The organism is Frankia sp. Hr75.2 (assembly GCF_949319125.1).
Classification (GTDB): domain Bacteria; phylum Actinomycetota; class Actinomycetes; order Frankiales; family Frankiaceae; genus Parafrankia; species Parafrankia soli.
The window spans coordinates 1-16,411 of sequence record NZ_CASGGV010000299.1; the positions used below are offsets into that span (position 1 = coordinate 1).

The following is a 16,411-nucleotide window of genomic DNA, read 5'->3' on the forward strand; positions in this document are numbered from 1 at the left end:
CTCGTCGAAGGCAATGATCTTCGGCATGGTGTCTGGGTCCTCCCAGGGGGATGGCAGTTCGATGGCCTGGCCACAACGACGCCCGCGACGGACGGCTCCGACCCGGCCCCCGTGCGAACGGAAGGATGACCAGGAAGCCTCGTCGTTTCAGCCCTTGGCACTCCCATGGGGAGAGTGCCAAGTCCTGTTTAGCACTCGGCATGGGTGAGTGCAAGCTCGCCCCCCGTGTCCCATCGGCGTGGCGGCAGGCCGCCGAGGCCTCCCCGCCTGCGGCGACATCCACGGGAAATCGGTGTGGCCCCAGGCGGAATCGGTGTCGAACAACGCCATCCTGACCAGCCGCGCACAACTCCCCGCCCGGCTACGCGCACACGACGCCGACCGACCACCACCGGGCTCGGTTCGGCCCGCGACCGGCCCACCACCGGTTCGGGCTGGTCCACCACCGGGTTCGGCCGGGCCATCGCCCGGTGCGCCCGGGCCCCACCGGCCCGTTCCGCGGGAGGCCCCGCCACCGCTGCGCGAGAGCCCCGGGCGCTGCCGCTCCGTGGGCCCGGGTGTCACCCGTTCTGCGGGCGCCCGGGAGCCGCGGTTTCGCGCGGGTCCGGGCGCCGACGCTTCGTCGGGGAGAGCGGGAGGCTAGTCGTCGCCGAGGCCGGCGGCCTCGAACGCGGAGAGCGAGGGCGGGATCGTGGCGGTGGGGCCACCTGTGGAGACCAGGGGGTCGAGGGTCTTCAGCCCGTCGCCGGTGTTGTAGATCACCGTCTCGACGTCCGGGTCGAGGAGGCCCTCGTTCAGCAGGCGGCGCAGGCAGGCGACGGTGACGCCGCCGGCGGTCTCCCCGAAGATCCCCTCGGTGCGGGCCAGGAGGCGGATGCCGTCCACGATCTCGTCGTCGGTGACGTCGGTGATGGCGCCGCCGGTGCGGCGGGCGACGTCGAGGGCGTAGGGGCCGTCCGCCGGGTTGCCGATCGACAGCGACTTGGCGATCGTCGACGGCTTCACCGGGGCGACCGTGTCGGCGCCGCGGGCGTAGGCGGCGGCGACGGGGTTGCAGCCGGCGGCCTGGGCGCCGAAGACCTTGTACGGGGTGGGCTCGACGAGCCCGAGGCGGCCGAGCTCGCCGAACGCCTTGTCGACCTTGGTCAGCAGGGAGCCGGAGGCGATCGGCACCACGACCTGGCCGGGGATGCGCCAGCCGAGCTGCTCGGCGACCTCGTAGCCGAGGGTCTTCGAGCCCTCCGCGTAGAACGGCCGGACGTTGACGTTGACGAACGCCCACTCGTACTCGCCGGCCAGCTCGCTGCACAGCCGGTTGACGTCGTCGTAGTTGCCCTTGATCGCGACGAGGGTGCCGCCGTACACGGCCGTCGACACGGTCTTGCCGGCTTCCAGGTCGTGCGGGACGAGCACGACCGAGCGCAGGCCGGCGGACGCGGCGTGGGCGGCGACGGACTGGGCGAGGTTCCCGGTGGACGCGCAGGCGACGGTGTGGAAGCCGAGCTCGCGGGCGGCGGTGAGGGCCACCGAGACGACCCGGTCCTTGAACGAGTGGGTCGGGTTCGCGCTGTCGTCCTTGACCCACAGGGTGCGCATGCCGAGCTCGGCGGCGAGGCGCTGGGCGGGTCGCAGCGGGGTCCAGCCGGCGTCGAGGGAGACGCGCCGTTCGGCGACGTGCCCGGCGGGCAGCAGGCCGACGTACCGCCACAGGTTGGACGGCCCGGCCTCGATCGACGCCCGGGTGACCTTGCGCAGCCGGTCCTCGTCGTAGGCGATCTCGAGCGGCGCGAAACACTCGACACAGACGTGGGTGGCCGACAGCGGGTAGGTGGCACCGCAGTGACGACAGGACAGCGAGACGGCGGGGTTGGCGGCGTCCGGGCTCGGGAGAGTGGCGCGCTCGGGCGCGAGAGTCATGCGGAACTCCTCATCTTTCCCGGGAGCCGGCTGCGTCCCGGGTCGGAATTAGCACCTGCCGCGCATGGATGCGACGGTGGTTGCCGGGGCTTCGCTGGGCCGTTCCCTCTGCCCCTCTGGATGAGCCAGATGAAGTTGTCTGTCCGTACTGTAGACCGCGTGCGGACAGGCGTGCACCGGAGTTCCGGCGGTTTGCCGTGTGCCACAGGTGCTTCGATGACACGTCCTGAGGTGGGCCGCGGTCGGGTCGAGGGGCCGTGTGCCCGCGTCACCTGGGCCGCTTGCCGCCGGCCGCGATCTCGCCGGACCGACACCAGGGAGCCCGAAGCGTGAGCGTTCGTGTGGTCTACACCGATCTCGACGGAACGATGGTCGGCCCGCGGGGCTGCTTCTTCCGGGCCGAGGGCGGCGACACCACCCTTGACCCCGCCCGCGCACTCGTCGACCTGCACGACGCGGACATCGCGCTGGTGCTGGTCTCCGGGCGGACGAGGCCGCAGCTCGTGGAGGCCGCCGGGATCTTCGGCGCCGACGGGTTCATCGGCGAGCTGGGCGCGATCATCGGATGGAACACCGGGCTCGACACCGAGATCCTGCGCGGCGCGATGCCCGACTCGTTCGAGCGGGTGCCGGAGAGCCTGCTCGACGAGCTGATCAAGCTGCACCCCGGCCGCCTGGAGCTGCACACCCCCTGGCACACCGGCCGCGAGGTGGACGTCATGCTGCGTGGCCGGATCGACGTCGCCGAGGTGGACGGCTGGCTGGCCGAGTCCGGTTTCGGCTGGCTGAGCATGCGCGACAACGGGCTCATCTCACCGGCGCACATGCCCGATCTCGGCGTGCACCCGCACGTCTACCACCTGGTGCCGGACGGCGTCAGCAAGGGCGACGCCGTCGCGCACGACCTCAGGCGGCGCGGGGTGGACCCGGCCGAGGCGATCGCCATCGGCGACTCCGCCAGTGATCTCGCGATGGCCCGTTCGGTGGGGCGGATGCACCTGGTGGCCAACGCGGTGCGCCACCCGGACATCGCCGCGCTGCTCCCGGCCTACGACAACGTGGTGGTCGAGGACGGCCCGCTCGGTGCAGGTTGGGCCACCGCGGTGCGCGCCGCGCTCGGCGCCGGCTGACCGCGGGCCCCGTCGCGGCGGCCCTGCCGGGCGGCATTCCGGCGGCGCGCACCCGCGGTGCTTGCGGGTGGCGCCCCGACAGGGCACTCGATGGCCTACGCTCCGCTGTGTGCGTCACATGCCGGGCATCGGGGAGTTCACGGCGCCCGGGAGCGAGTACCCGGCCCAGGCCGATCTGCTGATCGCGTCGAACCGGGGGCCGGTGTCGTTCGTCGTCGGCGACGACGGCCTGCTGCATCCCCGGCGCGGCGGCGGCGGTCTGGTCAGCGGCCTGGCCCAGGTCGTCCAGGACACGCCCGAGGACGGCCGGGAGATCGTCTGGGTCTGCGCGGCCCTCAGTGACGCCGACCGGCGGGCCGCCCGCTCCGCTCCGGGCGGCCGCATCGACCGCAGCGGCTACGACACCGGCGGCGCCTCGGTGCGGATGCTGGACCTCGACCGCGTGCTGTTCGACCGCGCCTACAACGCGGTCGCCAACCGGACGCTCTGGTTCGTCCTGCACCTGTTGCACGCGCCGGCGACGGAGCCGAGCTTCGGCGCGTCCTTCCGCAAGGACTGGGCCGCCTACGAGGCGTACAACGCGGCGTTCGCGGACGCGCTGGCCGAGCTGGCGGCGCCGGGGGCGTGCGTGCTCGTCCAGGACTACCACCTGACGCTGGTCCCCGCCCGGCTGCGCCAGATGCGGCCGGACCTGCGGATAGCCCATTTCAGCCATACGCCGTGGTCCCCGCCGGAGTACTTCCGGATGCTGCCCGACGACGTGTCCGCGGCGATCCTGCACGGCATGCTCGGGGCGGACCGGCTCGGCTTCCTCGCCCCGGCGTGGGCGGCGGCCTTCCGCGACTGCTGCGCCGAGATCCTCGGCGCCGAGGTGGTGGGCGACACCGTCACCGCCGGCGGGCGCACCGTGCGCACCAGCCTGTACCCCCTTGGAGTGGACGCCGCCGAGCTGCGGGACCGCGCCGCCCGCCCCGACGTCCGTGCCCGCGCGGCCGAGCTGCGCGAGCTGGCGGGGGGCTGCCGCCTGGTGGTCCGGGTCGACCGCACCGAGCTGTCCAAGAACATCGTCCGCGGCCTGGACGCCTACCGCGAGCTGCTCCGCTCGCACCCGGAGTGGCACGGTCGGGTCATGCACCTGGTGTGCGCCTACCCGTCCCGCCACGACCTGCCCGAGTACCGCGAGTACACGGCGGCCGTCCAGCGCCTCGCCGCCGAGATCGAGGACGAGTTCGGGACGGACACCTGGCTGCCGGTGCATCTGGAGATCAACGACGACTTCCCGCGCTCGCTGGCCGCCATGACGCTCGCGGACGTCCTCGTGGTGAACCCGATCCGGGACGGGATGAACCTCGTCGCCAAGGAGGGGATGGTGGTCTCGGTCGACGGCGGGGTCCTCGTCCTCTCCCGGGAGGCGGGGGCGTGCTCGCAGATGGGCGCCGACGCGGTCGTGGTGAACCCGTTCGACGTGACGGCCACCGCGGAGGCGATGCACACCGCGCTGGTCATGCCGGCGGCCGAGCGGCGCGAGCGGGCCCGGCGGCTGGCCGCCGTCGCCGGTGAGCTGCCGCCGCGGGCCTGGTTCCGGGCGCAGCTGGACGAGATCCGCGGCCACGCGCCGGCGGAACCGGACCGCGCCGGCTGATCCGGTTCCCCGGGCCGGGCCGGCCCCCGAGCCCGGTTCCCGGGTCAGGCCCCGAGCGGCCGTCCCGGGTCATGCCTCGAGTCGACGTCGCGGGTCAGGCGCCGAGGCGGTCGGCGAGTACCTCCAGCAGGGTGACCATGCCGGTCGGGCCGCTGACGACCAGATCCGCCCGCTCGCGCAGCACGTCGGGCACCTCCGGGCTGTCGCTGCACACGGTGATCGCGCCCAGGCCGCCGGCCCGCAGCTCGTCGACCGCCTCGAAGGCGGGGAGATCCCCGTAGTCGTCGCCGGCGACGAGGACGGACCGGGCCGCCCGCTCGGCGACGAGCCCGCGCAGGGCACGGCCCTTGTCGTGACCGGGCGGGCGCAGCTCCAGGACCCGCTTGCCCGGCGCCGCCTCGAGCCCGTGCTCCTCGGCGAGCCTGGTCAGCGCCGGGGTGAGCGCCGCCAGCGCGGCGTCGGGGTCGGCGGTCCGCCGCACGTGGACGACCAGCGCGTGCCGCTTGTCCTCGACCGACGTCCCGGCCGGGGCGTCGTGCAGTGCGTCTGGCAGGGCCGAGCGCAGCGCCTCCACCCCGGGCAGTGGTTCCGGGGCGGTGGTCTGCCGGGTCTCGGCGTCCCACCGCTGCAGCCCGTACTGGCCGAGGACGAGCAGGTGCCCGAGATCGGTGAACCGCTCCACCCCGGTGAGCTCGAGGACGGCGTCCACCGGCCGGCCGGTGATGATCGCGACGGTGCCGACGCGGCGGGAGATCCGCCCCAGCGCGGCCATCGCGCCGGGCGCGGGCACCGCGTCGGAGGGCCGGGAGACGATCGGGGCGAGGGTGCCGTCGTAGTCGAGGGCGACGAGCGCCTTGTCCGGCGTCGTCAGCAGGGCGGCCAGGCCGGCGCCGCCGGCCAGGGTGCGCGGGGCGGGGGCAGGCTCGGCGGTGGCGTGGGCACCCGCGGGAGCGGGCGGCGAGGGCGCGGAGGAGTCGGTCACGATCCCTTCCCGGTCACGTCGTTTGTGAGGGATGGTGGCTGCTGGTGGGCCGTTGTCAGGGCTGGTCGTCGGTCGGGAAGTCACGGGTGACGACCAGGATCAGGGTGTCGGTCTCGATGATCCTCGTTTCTGCGCGGGGCACCATGCGCTCGACGCCGGGAACCGTCTCGAGCAGGGTGCGCGCGGCGTCGGCGTCCTCGGGATCGTAGAAGACGGTCGAAACCGGCACGTTGTACTGGCCCAGGTAGTTGCCGACCCGTTCGACCCGGAAGCCGGCCGCCTCCACCCGGTTGGCGGCGCTGTCCGCGAGACCCGCGATCCGGGAGTTGTTCAGCACGACGACGGGCGCGAAGACCTTCGGCGCCCCGGTGGCCGGGGCCGCGGGTGGCTGCGCCGGGGCGGATTGCGGCGTCGGCGACGGCCGCGGGCCGGGTGTCGGGCTGGGCGACCGGCTCGGGGTCGCCCGCTCCGACGGCGTCGGGCTGGAGGAGTCCTCGGGGCGGTCTGCGCCCTGCGCCGGCTCGCCCGAGGGGGCGACGGGCTCGCCGGTCACCGCCGGGGCGGCGCCGTCGTCGGAGTCGCCGGACCCGTTGAACAGGTTCACCAGCAGAATTCCGGCCAGTACGGCCAGCACGGCCACCAGGGCGGCACCTGCCATGCGCAGGCGGTCACCACCCGGGTGCCGGGAGAAGTCGTGGGAGCCTCTGGGCACGGGCTCTCCTCAGGCGTCGTCGGAACCGTCGTCGCCGGGCTCACCGGCGTCGTCCACATGACCGGCGCGGGCGCGCCGGCGTTGCTCGCGCAGCCGCCGCAGTCGGCGGACGAGCATCGGGTCGGCGGCCAGCGCGGCCGGCGAGTCGATCAGAACGTTCAGGATCTGGTAGTAACGGGTTGACGACAGGCCGAACTCCGCCCGGATGGCGGCCTCCTTGGCGCCGGGATAGCGCCACCACTGGCTTTCGAAGGCGAGGACCCGGGCTTCCCGTTCCGTCAGCCCGTTGGCGCCGCGCCCGTTCTCGCCGGAGCCACCCTCGCCGCCGCCGGTCGCGCTCCCGCCTGCCGCCGCCTGGCTGGGCCCGGAGTTTTCCGGCCCTGAACCGGTTGGCCTGGAACCTGCGGGCCCTGGATCCGCGGGCCTGGATCCGGTGGGCCCGTGACCTACGGGTCCGGCGCTGGTGGGCCTGGAGTTCGCAGGCCCGGAACCCGCGGGCCTGGTGCCGGCGGGGCCGGAGCCGCCTGGGCCGGTGTGGCCGCCGGGGCCCGTGTCCGCGGAGCCGCTCCGCCCCGGGCGCGGCGACGAGGCCGGGCCCGGGACACTTCGGCGCCGGGCCTCGGCATGGGCGGCGTCCACGCTGGGACCTCCTTGTGGGCAGCCTCGCTACGGAGGCGCTCAAGCGGGCGTACGCGCACCACGGTCGCGTGGTCGCCGCCCACTATTTCACCCTGTGCGTCCGACATCCCCGTTCGTTCCCGGGACACACCCTGGCGCGTCGGTCACGCTGCCCCCGCACGGACCCGTCCGGTGGCACGGAGCCCGTCCGGTGGCGCCCGGGCCGGGCGGCCCGGGCGCGCCCTGCCCTACCGTTGAACTGTGCAACCGCCTGAGGACGGGCCCGGTGCCGCCCGGGGCGCCGACGACGGCCGCCGGTTCGCCCGGACGCCGGAGGACTTCGCGTGCCTGGTGTGCGGCGCCGCCGTGCGCGGCGACGGGTACACGAACCACTGCCCGGCCTGCCTCTGGTCGCGGCATGTCGACGTCAACCCCGGCGACCGCGCGGCGCCGTGCCGCGGGCTGATGCGTCCTGTCGGGGTGGAGATGCGTGCGCGCGAGACCGTCCTGACTCACCGCTGCGAGAGCTGCGGGCACCTGCGGCGCAACCGGACCTCGCCCGCCGACGCCGAGTCCGCGCTGTTCGCGCTGGCCGCCCGGGTCGCGGACGAGGTGAGCCTGCGGGGCCCGGGCGACGCCGGCCTCAGGGGTGGGGCGGCCGTCAGGGGTACAGGCCGCGGGTCCGGTGCGCCTCGGCGACGCGGGCGACCCCGATGATGTGGGCGGCCGTCCGCAGGCTCACCCGCCGTTCGCGGGCCAGCGCCGACACCTCCTGGTAGGACCGCTGCATGAGAGCGCGCAGCCGGTCGTTGACCTGGTCCTCGGTCCAGAAGTACGCCTGGATGTCCTGCACCCACTCGAAGTAGGAGACGGCGACCCCGCCGCCGTTGGCGAGGATGTCGGGGACGATCACCGTCCCCTTGCCCGTCAGGACGTGGTCCGCCTCGGCGGTTACCGGCCCGTTCGCGCCCTCGACGATCAGCGGTGCCCGGACGCGGTCCGCGTTGCCGATGTTGATGACCCCCTCCAAGGCGGCGGGGACGAGCATGTCGACGTTCAGCTCGAGCAGCTCGGTGTTGGTGATCGTGTCGGTGCCCGGGTAGCCGACGACGGTGTCGGCCCCGCGGGCCAGGTGGCGGATCAGCGCGGACGGGTTCAGCCCCGCCCGGTTGTGGATGCCGCCCTTCACGTCCGACACCGCGACCAGCCGGCAGCCGGCGTCGTGCAGGTACTGGGCGGCCAGGGCGCCCACCTTGCCGAACCCCTGGACGGCGACCGTGGTCTCCCGAGGGTCCCGGCCGAGCTCGCGCAGCGCGGCGAACGCGGCGAGCTGGACCCCGCGGCTGGTCGCCCCGGCACGCCCGGCGGACCCCCCGATGGACAGCGGCTTGCCCGTGACGACTCCCGGGGCGGTGTGGCCGGTGTGCGTCGAGTAGGTGTCCATGATCCAGGCCATGGTCTGCTCGTCGGTGCCGACGTCCGGGGCCGGGATGTCCTTGTCCGGCCCGATCAGGGGGACGAGCTCGGCGGCGTACCGGCGGGTCATCCGCTCCCGCTCCTGCCGGGAGAGCAGCCCGGGCTCGACCGCGATGCCGCCCTTCGCGCCGCCGTAGGGGATCCCCATCAGCGCGCACTTCCACGTCATCCACATGGCCAGCGCCTTGACCTCGTCCAGGTCGCAGGCCGGGTGGTAGCGCAGCCCGCCCTTGGCCGGCCCGCGGGCGAGGTTGTGCTGAACGCGGTAGCCGGACAGGACGAGCAGCTGCCCGTCGTCCCGCAGCAGCGGGACGGAGACGGTGATCGACCGCCGCGGCGTGCGCAGCAGGTCGTGCATGCCGTCGTCGAGACCCAGGTGCTGGGCCGCGTCGGCGAGCTGCACGCACGCCGTGTCCCAGGCGGAGCCGGTCCCGAGGATCACAGAACACCTCCGCGGCGCGTCCGGCCACCCGTAACGCGCGGAGCGCGCCGTCGGGCTCCGCGCTCACGGGCGCAAATGCGCACCGTGGAGTGACTCCTGCTGTCGGTAGCAGGTACGTGGGCTCGAGGCACGTAACCGCTCGTGTGACGCTAGGTTGCGCAGCGTACTCGCATGGCTACGACTGTCCCACGTCGGTACCGCGCTCGCCGCCGCGACCGGTACCTTCCGGGGATCGTGAACAGCGCGGGAGTAGCAGGTCCGGCAGGACGGGCGCGCGGCCCGGCACGCTGGTACGCGGCCCTGCGAGGACGGCCGCTGGTCGTCCGGTGGGTCGTCAGCCGGGCCCTGCTGCTCACCCTGGCGCTGGCCGGCCAGGTGTTCGGCGCGCAGCAGAGCGTTCTCGGTGATGTCGATCTCTACCGGGAGTGGGGCCACACGCTCGTCGGTGACAGGACGGTGCCCGGGGACGAGAAATGGCAGTACCCGCCGGGCGCGGTGGTCGTCCTGGCGCTGCCCGCGGTGCCGCGCGAGCTGGCCGGCGTCCCGTATGAGGTGTCCTTCTACCTGCTGATGCTCGTCGTGGACGCGGTGCTCACCCGGGCGCTGGCCCGCCGCTCACCCGCGGCAGCCCGGTACTGGCTGCTGGCCACGCTCGCCCTCGGCCCGGTGATGCTGACCCGGTTCGACCTGGTGCCGGCGGCCGCGGCGCTGGCCGCGGTCCTCGCCCTGGACGGCTCCGCGCCCGGTGGCACCCATGGCTCCGGTGACGCTGAGCCTCCTGATGGCGCTGGTCGGCCGGGGCACTCCCGGCGCCTCCGCCCGTTCAGTTTTTTCGGTGCGCTTGGTTCACTCGGTCGTTTCGGTGGCTGGGTGGCGCTGGGCGTGGCGGTGAAGGTGTGGCCCGGGTTGCTCCTGGTGGCCCTGGGACGACGCGGGCTGACGCGCCCGGGCTCGCCGGTGCTGGGCCGGGTGGCGCGGATCGTGGCGGGTGCGGGTGTGACGGCGGCCGTCCTGGCCGCCGTCCTCGTGCTCGCCGGTTGGTGGCGGGGCGCGCTGGGGTTCCTGGACGCGCAGAGCGCCCGCGGCCTGCAGATCGAGGCGGTTCCGGCCACCCCGTTCGTCGTGGCGCGGATGCTCGGGATCGGCTCCGCCCCGGAGTACTCCTACGGGTCACTCCAGTTCGACGGCGGGCTCGCCAGGGCGGTGGCGACGGCCTGTTCGCTCGCCGAGGTGATCGTGATCGCCGCCGCGGTCCTGTGGTGGTGGGCGCGGCGGTCCCCTGGTCGGGCCGTGGACGCCTCCCCCCGGCCGGGCGGGGACGGTTCGATGGACGCGGAGGGCACATCGTCGGTTGCCGGGCGTGGCCTCGCGCTGGTCCTGCTGATTGTGATCACCTCGCGGGTGCTCAGCCCGCAGTACCTGGTCTGGCTGCTCGTCCTCACCGCCGCCGCCGCCGCCGTCCGCCCGTCCACCGCCGGCGCCGAGCGTGTGCGGGCCGAGTCATCGGACCACTCCGAGAGCACAGGCGGCCGGCTCGGGTGGTCCGGGTGGCGTGGGTGGCGTGGGCGGAAGGTCGACGCGGCGGGGCTGCTCGCCGTCTGCGCCGTGCTGTCGCAGGTCGTCTACCCGTGGCGCTACAACGACGTCGTGCAGGGGCGGGTCGTCGGCGGGCTGCTGCTGGTCGCGCGCAACGCCGTGCTCGTCACCGCGGCCTGGTACGCGCTTCGGGCCGCGGCGCGGGAATCGTCCGGCGACGGACAGTCGTCCGGCGACGGACCGCCGGCACAGTCGCCGCCGACACCACTGCCGCCGACACCACCACCAGGGCAGCGCCGAGCAGCGGGTCGGCCCGGCCGAGCAGTCGCCAGGTGGCGGCGAGCGGCGACAGCGTCGCGAGGCACAGCCAAACCGACGTGACGGCGATCAGCCCGACGGCCGCGCGGGTCTGCCGTCCGGGCGGGGATGGGGCGAGTGCGACCAGCGCGGCCAGGAACGGCACGCTCAGAGCGAGATACCACGGGTAGACCACGGGGGAGCCGAGCACCAGGGCCATCCCCCCGAAACCCACGACAACCAGGTCGTCCCGGCGGCCGGGCTCCGGCCCGGTCGGCCTGACGGCGTCGGGCGTGAGCGGCCGGGTGGCCTGTGCCGCCGGTCGCGCCGTCGCTCGCGCCGGCCAGGTCCGCAGCGCGAGCCAGGCTACGGTCAGGCCGACAACGGCCAGCACGAGGGCGCGGGTGGCGCCGAGCACGGCGTCGGAGTCTCCGGGCCACTCGAGGCCGACGATCCGCGGCGCCAGGTCGACGAGGGTCGCGAAGACCGAGGCGGGCGCGATGCCGGTCTCGAGCTTGCCCGAGGTGGCCAACGCGCCTATCCAGGTCGGCCCGAATCCGCCTGCGGCCATCCCGGCCAGCAGCGCCAGGGCCGCTGCCACGGTGTCCGCGGCGAGCGCCGTCCCGATCGTCGCCGCGCGCCGGCCGGGCCGCCCGGTGGCCGCGGCCGGTCCGGAGTGCCAGGCATCGCGGACGTGGACGAAGACCAGCCAGCCGGCGCCGAGGAACGCGGTGGCCTTCACGCTGCCCGCCAGACACGCGAAGGCCACTGCGGTGGCGCCGAGAGCCCAGCTGGGAGCGCGACCGGTCCCGCGGCCACGGTCGATCACCAGCGCCGCGACGAGCAGCGCTGCGGCGAGGGCGTCCAGGTGCGCGCCGCCGACCAGATGAATGATCACAAACGGGTTCGCCGCCAGCAGCGCGAGCACGATCGCCACCGTTCGACCAGAACGGCACCGACCAGAACGGCCACCCTGGTCCGCTCGGCGCGGGCCGCCGGGCAGCCTCAGGGCCAGGGCGACCAGGAGCACGGTCGAGATCAGGGCGACCACCCGCAGCGCGGCGACCGTCCCGGCCGCGCCGGTCCCGAGCAGGTCACCGAGCGCCGCGCACGCGCGTTCGACACCCACCCCCAACCCCCCGTAGGGGGCGTGTGTGTCGCGCCACCGCGGATCGACCGCGGCGATGAACAGACCCCCGCCTGCCTCCCGCGAGAGCAGGCTGTTGATGCCGTGCGTCGCCGGGTCGAGACCGTGCCGGGCGAGCTCGCCCTGGGCGGCGTAGGCGTAGACGTCCCGGCTGAACAGCGGCGGTCCCACCGCGAACGGGACGGCCCACGCGAGCGCGGCGGCGCCGGCCGCCCGCGGCGAGATCGTCCCGCGGCGCGCGCGTGCCAGCAGGAGCAGCCAGCTCAGGCAGAGCCCGATCACGGCCAGCCCGGCTGTGGCGGCAAGCACGCCCCTGGCCGTGTCCGCGGGCTGTCCGGATGGGAGAATTCCCCACCAGGACGACGGGTCGGCCACTTCAGGATCTCGCGGCCCGAGCCGAGCCTCACTGATCATGGCGAGCGCGGCGGCGATCGCGCCGGCCAGGATCAGCCGCCACGCGGGCCGGTCGCCGGCCCCTCGGTCGACGCGGCCGTGCCGCTCGGGATGGGATGGTCCCACGAGCTCGGCGGGGCCGTCCGCCCGAACGGCCGCGCCCCGACGGGCGGCCCGTGGGTCGCCCTGGGTGGTCACGGCGCCGGACGGACCGGCGGCGGAAGGTGGGGAGGTGGCGGGTGGGTCTGCTCGCGACGCCCGAACCACCGGTCGGAACCACCGTGGACGCCCCGGCCGCGTCGGGGATCCCCCGGCCGGGCGGAACCGGGCGTCGCCACGACTCACTCGCACAGACCTCCTGCCTCGCCGTGGGACCCCGTCGCCGTAACAGGCTGGTCGAGGGGGCCGTGACCCTGGGTACGGCGGTGCGGCGGCGCCCCTGGCTGCTGACCGCCGTCCTGTGCCTGATCTGCGTGTGCCTCGATGTGACCGGCCCCGACACCCCTGCCCAGGAGTATCGGGTGTGGCTGTTCGAGCACGGCGGCGCGGTGCTGTGGGACGACGGCTGGTACGGCGGCCATACGATACCGGGCTACAGCGTCCTGTTCCCCCCACTGGGCGCCCTCCTGGGTGTGCAGGCGGTGGGGGCGCTCGCGTGCGTCGCGTCGACCGTCGCCGTCACCAGGCTGTTGCGCGGGCCGGGGGTGCGCCGCGGTCAGGACCTGCCGCTGCTGTGGTTCGCGGTGGCCACCGTGGCCAATCTGGTGGTCGGCCGGATGCCCTTCGCGCTCGGGATGGCCTTCGGCGCGGTCGCGCTGGTCGGGGCACGCGAGCGCCGGGTGTGGCTGGTGTGGGCCGGGGCGGTGTTGGCCTCGCTGGCCTCGCCGTTGGCCGCCGGGTTCGTGCTCATGGTGGGGCTGGCGCTGGCGCTGACCGGGTCGCTGCCCCGCCGCGTGATCCTCGCCTTCGGCGGGGCCGGAGCCGGGATCATCGTCGCCCTCGCCTTCCCGGAGGAGGGCTACCAGCCCTTCCCGGCTGTGACCTTCCTGTCGTTGCTCGCCCTGATCGGTGGCGGGCTGCTCCTTGTTCCGAAGGAGCACCGGGCGGTCCGCAACGGGCTGTTGCTGTGGGCGGGCGCGGCGATCGTGTTCTTCTTCGTGCCCACCCAGGTCGGGGGGAACATCACCCGTCCGGCGACGCTTCTCGCCGGTCCCGCCGCCGCGGTGTTCCTGGCCACCCGGCCGCGGGCGCTCGCGCTGGTCGCCATCCCGTTGATCGGATGGCAGATCGGGCCCATCCACGGCGCGTTCGTGACTCATGGTGATCCGTCCGCCGCTCCTGGGTACTACACCGACCTGCTGGGCTACCTTGACAACGGCGGGCCGGTACCGGCCGGGCGGGTCGAGATCCCCTTCACCCAGGCGCACTGGGAGGCCCGGTACGTCGCCCCGAAGCTGCCCATGGCCCGGGGCTGGCTTCGCCAGCTCGACAGCAAGTACAACGCCCTGTTCTACGACGGGACGCTCACCGCCGAGACCTACCACGAGTGGCTGCTGGCCCGCGGCGTCACGTATGTCGCGCTGCCCAACGTCGACCTCGACCCGTCCGCGGTCGCCGAGGCCAAGCTGCTCCGGTCCGGCCTGCCCTACCTGGAGCTGGCCTGGCAGAACGCCGACTGGAAGGTCTGGCTGGTCCGGGATTCGTCCGGCCTCGTGCGGGGCCCGGCGACCCTCACCGAGCTGGGCGTCAGCTCTGTCGCGGTGTCGTTCGCCAGCCCGGGGGTCGCCACGGTCCTGGTGCACTACACGCCGTACTGGCAACTGACTGAGGGTGACGCCTGCGTGTTCCGGGCCGCGGGGGGCTGGACGGGCATCCTCACCCAGTCGGCCGGCGCCGTGCGCCTGTCCGCCCGGCTCTCCGTGGACGGCCTGACCCGGGCCAGCGCCCTTGACTGCCCGGCCGACCACCGCCTGCACTGACGCAGCGGGTCCAGCCAGGCGAGCGGTCAGCCGGGTGGGCGGTCGGGTGGGCGGTCAGTCGGGTGGGCGCGGTGTCATCCGCACGATGCGCAGGCCGGCTGTGGCCAGCACCTGGGGCATGTTGCGCACCACGTCGCGGTCGCGGTCCTGGTCCGCCGGGGAGAGCTGCTCCCAGTCGACGAGGGACGGGTGACGCGGATCGGAGCCGCCCCGCTCCACCGGCCCGTACCGCACCCCGCGGCTCTCCCGCTCGCGCCGCCAGCGGGCATGCTCCGCCTGGGCCAGCTCCTCCAGCTCCTCCGGCGTGAAGACGAACTCCGGGTCGTGCTCCCCGGCCGGCATCAGCATCCAGTTCCGCCGGCGCAGGACGTCGCTGTACCCGATCGCCTGCGCCAGGTTGGCGGCCCGCAGATCGTCGTCCAGCTCGTCCCAGGGGCGCAGGCTCCGCCGCGAACGCAGGACCGCGCCGCCGGTCATCTCCTTGAACAGGTACTTCTCGTGGATGATCCGCGCGAAGCGCTCGATGAGGTCGTTCGCCCCGGGATCGAGGGGCAGCGCCTCGTCGTTGACCGCGAAGAACCGCAACCCGCCCTGGACGTCGTCCAGCAGCGCACCGCCGCCACGCCGCCCCGGGCCGGGCGGCGGCGGGACGGGCGCGTCCGGGTCGTCGTCGGGGCCGTCCGGGTCGGGCGCCTCGCGCGGGCCGAAGACGTCCTCGAAGCTGCGCTGCCGGCCGGTGCGCACGACGACCCGGGTGCCATGCTCGCCGAGGCTGGCGGCGCCCAGCGTGCGCGCCACCTCCAGCCCGCGCAGCAGCGCCTCCTCCTCGTCGCCGTGGCAGACGTAGACGAACTCCGGCGGGACGGTCCGGGTGCCCTCGACCGGGTCGTCGAGCTCGAGGACCGCCACGGGCAGCTCCCCGGACGGACTGTCGTTGGCCAACAGCTCGACCCGGGCCAGCGCCGGCTCCCGCGAGCGCATGGCCGCGGCCTCGACGGTCGCGTTCCGCCCCGACAGGACGATCCGCAGCGGTGGCGAGCCGGGCGAGCTGTAGTCGCGCCAGCGCCGCGCCAGCTCCATCACCACGGCCTGGCCCAGGTCGGACATCCCGAGAACGACGACCGGCGCCGGGCGCGCCCGCAGGTCGGGAAACTCGTCCGGCCGGGCCCAGGCAGGCGCGTTGCCGTTCAGCATGGCGTGCGCGCCGAGCACCTCCACCGCGAAGAAGTCGAGGCGGAAGCCAGGGTCGTTCTCCAGGCCGATGCGGCGGGCCCGCAGGTGCGGCAGCAACGAGAGGTCGCCCACCTGGGCCAGGCAGCGCAGCGGATGGTCCAGCCGGGCGGAGGAGATCCGGCGGCTGCCGGCCCGGCTGGTCCGCACGACGCCACGGGCGGTGAGCGCGACGGCGAGGTTGGAGGCGGTGTCGTCCAGGCAGCTGTAGACGACGTCGGCCCGCATGATCCCCGCGCTGGCCAGGACGAGCCGCTCCACCGGGTCACCGATGACCCGCAGCAGGTTCGGGGGCCGCTCCGCGTCGGGATACTCCCGCTCGGCGTCCTCGGCGACGAGCACGACCCGGCTGTTCCCGACGAGCTTGTCCACGAGCGCGGAGGCGGTCGGCCCGGTGCCGCAGACGATGACGTGCCGGTGCGCGTGCCGGGCGCGGAACCGTTCGAACCGGTGCGCGAACAGGGTGCTGGCGGCGTCGGCGACACCGACGGCCGTCGCCAGCGGGGCGAGGAAACGGGCGATCTCCAGCGCCGGGGGGAACTGCCCGCCGTTCTCGAACATCGTGCCGTCGGCGAGGAAGAGCGTCGAGGCGAAGAAGATCACGTTCGCCCAGGTGAACGTCTCGGGCTCCGCGGAGAAGTGCTGGTACGAGCCGATGAGGCTCAGCACGAGGGCGATCAGCCCGAGCACGAGGAACGTGCCGAGCAGGTGGCGGCGCAGCCATCGGCCGATCCGCCCCATCCGGCCGAACAGCAGCGTCGCGTAGAGCCGCGCCGCCCGCGCCACCACCCCCCCCAGCAGGTGGCGCGGGTCCAGTACCCGGGCGAGCCGGCCTAACCGGCCCGGTCTGCCGAACGGACCGGGAGGACCCGGACCGCCCGACGGACCTCGGGAACCGCCGGCGGTCACT

Annotated in this window: 11 protein-coding genes and 1 riboswitch; of the genes, 4 read left to right on the forward strand and 7 right to left on the reverse strand. The window is 74.4% G+C overall.

The window, feature by feature from the left end:
* Window positions 1-639: 639 nt before the first annotated feature.
* Window positions 640-1,917: a threonine synthase gene (gene thrC, locus AC559T_RS23620; protein ID WP_012157620.1), complete on the reverse strand. Its 1,278-nt coding sequence runs from the start codon at window positions 1,915-1,917 to the stop codon at window positions 640-642.
* 7 nt (window positions 1,918-1,924) lie between these two features.
* Window positions 1,925-2,044: riboswitch (SAM riboswitch) on the reverse strand.
* A gap of 202 nt (window positions 2,045-2,246) precedes the next feature.
* Here thrC and AC559T_RS23625 point away from each other — a divergent pair.
* Both AC559T_RS23625 and AC559T_RS23630 read left to right on the forward strand, forming a co-directional pair.
* Window positions 2,247-3,047 (forward strand): HAD hydrolase family protein, encoded by an 801-nt coding sequence (locus AC559T_RS23625; protein WP_248831507.1) that lies wholly within the window; start codon window positions 2,247-2,249, stop codon window positions 3,045-3,047.
* A gap of 118 nt (window positions 3,048-3,165) precedes the next feature.
* Window positions 3,166-4,689, forward strand: coding sequence for an alpha,alpha-trehalose-phosphate synthase (UDP-forming) (locus tag AC559T_RS23630; protein ID WP_498870211.1), 1,524 nt, complete (start codon window positions 3,166-3,168; stop codon window positions 4,687-4,689).
* Window positions 4,690-4,783: 94 nt separating this feature from the next.
* On the opposite strand, the gene otsB is transcribed toward AC559T_RS23630, so the two are convergent.
* Genes otsB through AC559T_RS23645 form a run of 3 tightly spaced genes read right to left on the reverse strand, consistent with a single transcriptional unit; the run spans window position 4,784 to window position 7,022 of the window.
* On the reverse strand, window positions 4,784-5,671 hold the full coding sequence (otsB, locus tag AC559T_RS23635) for a trehalose-phosphatase (protein WP_071060784.1): 888 nt from the start codon (window positions 5,669-5,671) through the stop codon (window positions 4,784-4,786).
* A 55-nt stretch (window positions 5,672-5,726) separates the two neighbouring features.
* A complete protein-coding gene (locus AC559T_RS23640) occupies window positions 5,727-6,383 on the reverse strand; it encodes a LytR C-terminal domain-containing protein (RefSeq protein ID WP_498870154.1) in 657 nt (218 codons plus the stop codon).
* A gap of 9 nt (window positions 6,384-6,392) precedes the next feature.
* Window positions 6,393-7,022 (reverse strand): DUF3263 domain-containing protein, encoded by a 630-nt coding sequence (locus tag AC559T_RS23645; RefSeq protein ID WP_071060788.1) that lies wholly within the window; start codon window positions 7,020-7,022, stop codon window positions 6,393-6,395.
* A gap of 240 nt (window positions 7,023-7,262) precedes the next feature.
* Between AC559T_RS23645 and AC559T_RS23650 the strand changes: the two genes are divergently transcribed.
* The gene (locus tag AC559T_RS23650; protein WP_498870155.1) at window positions 7,263-7,718 is read left to right on the forward strand and encodes an RNHCP domain-containing protein; all 456 of its coding nucleotides are present in this window, start codon (window positions 7,263-7,265) and stop codon (window positions 7,716-7,718) included.
* On the opposite strand, the gene AC559T_RS23655 is transcribed toward AC559T_RS23650, so the two are convergent.
* Both AC559T_RS23655 and mptB read right to left on the reverse strand, forming a co-directional pair.
* The gene (locus AC559T_RS23655) at window positions 7,663-8,919 is read right to left on the reverse strand and encodes a Glu/Leu/Phe/Val family dehydrogenase (protein ID WP_071060792.1); all 1,257 of its coding nucleotides are present in this window, start codon (window positions 8,917-8,919) and stop codon (window positions 7,663-7,665) included. The genes AC559T_RS23650 and AC559T_RS23655 overlap by 56 nt on opposite strands.
* 1,702 nt (window positions 8,920-10,621) lie before the next feature.
* Window positions 10,622-12,490, reverse strand: a complete 1,869-nt coding sequence (gene mptB / locus AC559T_RS23660; protein ID WP_498870156.1) for a polyprenol phosphomannose-dependent alpha 1,6 mannosyltransferase MptB — start codon at window positions 12,488-12,490, stop codon at window positions 10,622-10,624.
* A gap of 41 nt (window positions 12,491-12,531) precedes the next feature.
* On the opposite strand from mptB, the gene AC559T_RS23665 reads away from it, so the two are divergent.
* The gene (locus AC559T_RS23665; protein ID WP_368952009.1) at window positions 12,532-14,271 is read left to right on the forward strand and encodes a hypothetical protein; all 1,740 of its coding nucleotides are present in this window, start codon (window positions 12,532-12,534) and stop codon (window positions 14,269-14,271) included.
* A gap of 54 nt (window positions 14,272-14,325) precedes the next feature.
* Here AC559T_RS23665 and AC559T_RS23670 read toward each other — a convergent pair whose 3' ends face one another.
* Window positions 14,326-16,290, reverse strand: a complete 1,965-nt coding sequence (locus AC559T_RS23670) for an NAD-binding protein (protein ID WP_498870157.1) — start codon at window positions 16,288-16,290, stop codon at window positions 14,326-14,328.
* Window positions 16,291-16,411 lie beyond the last annotated feature (121 nt).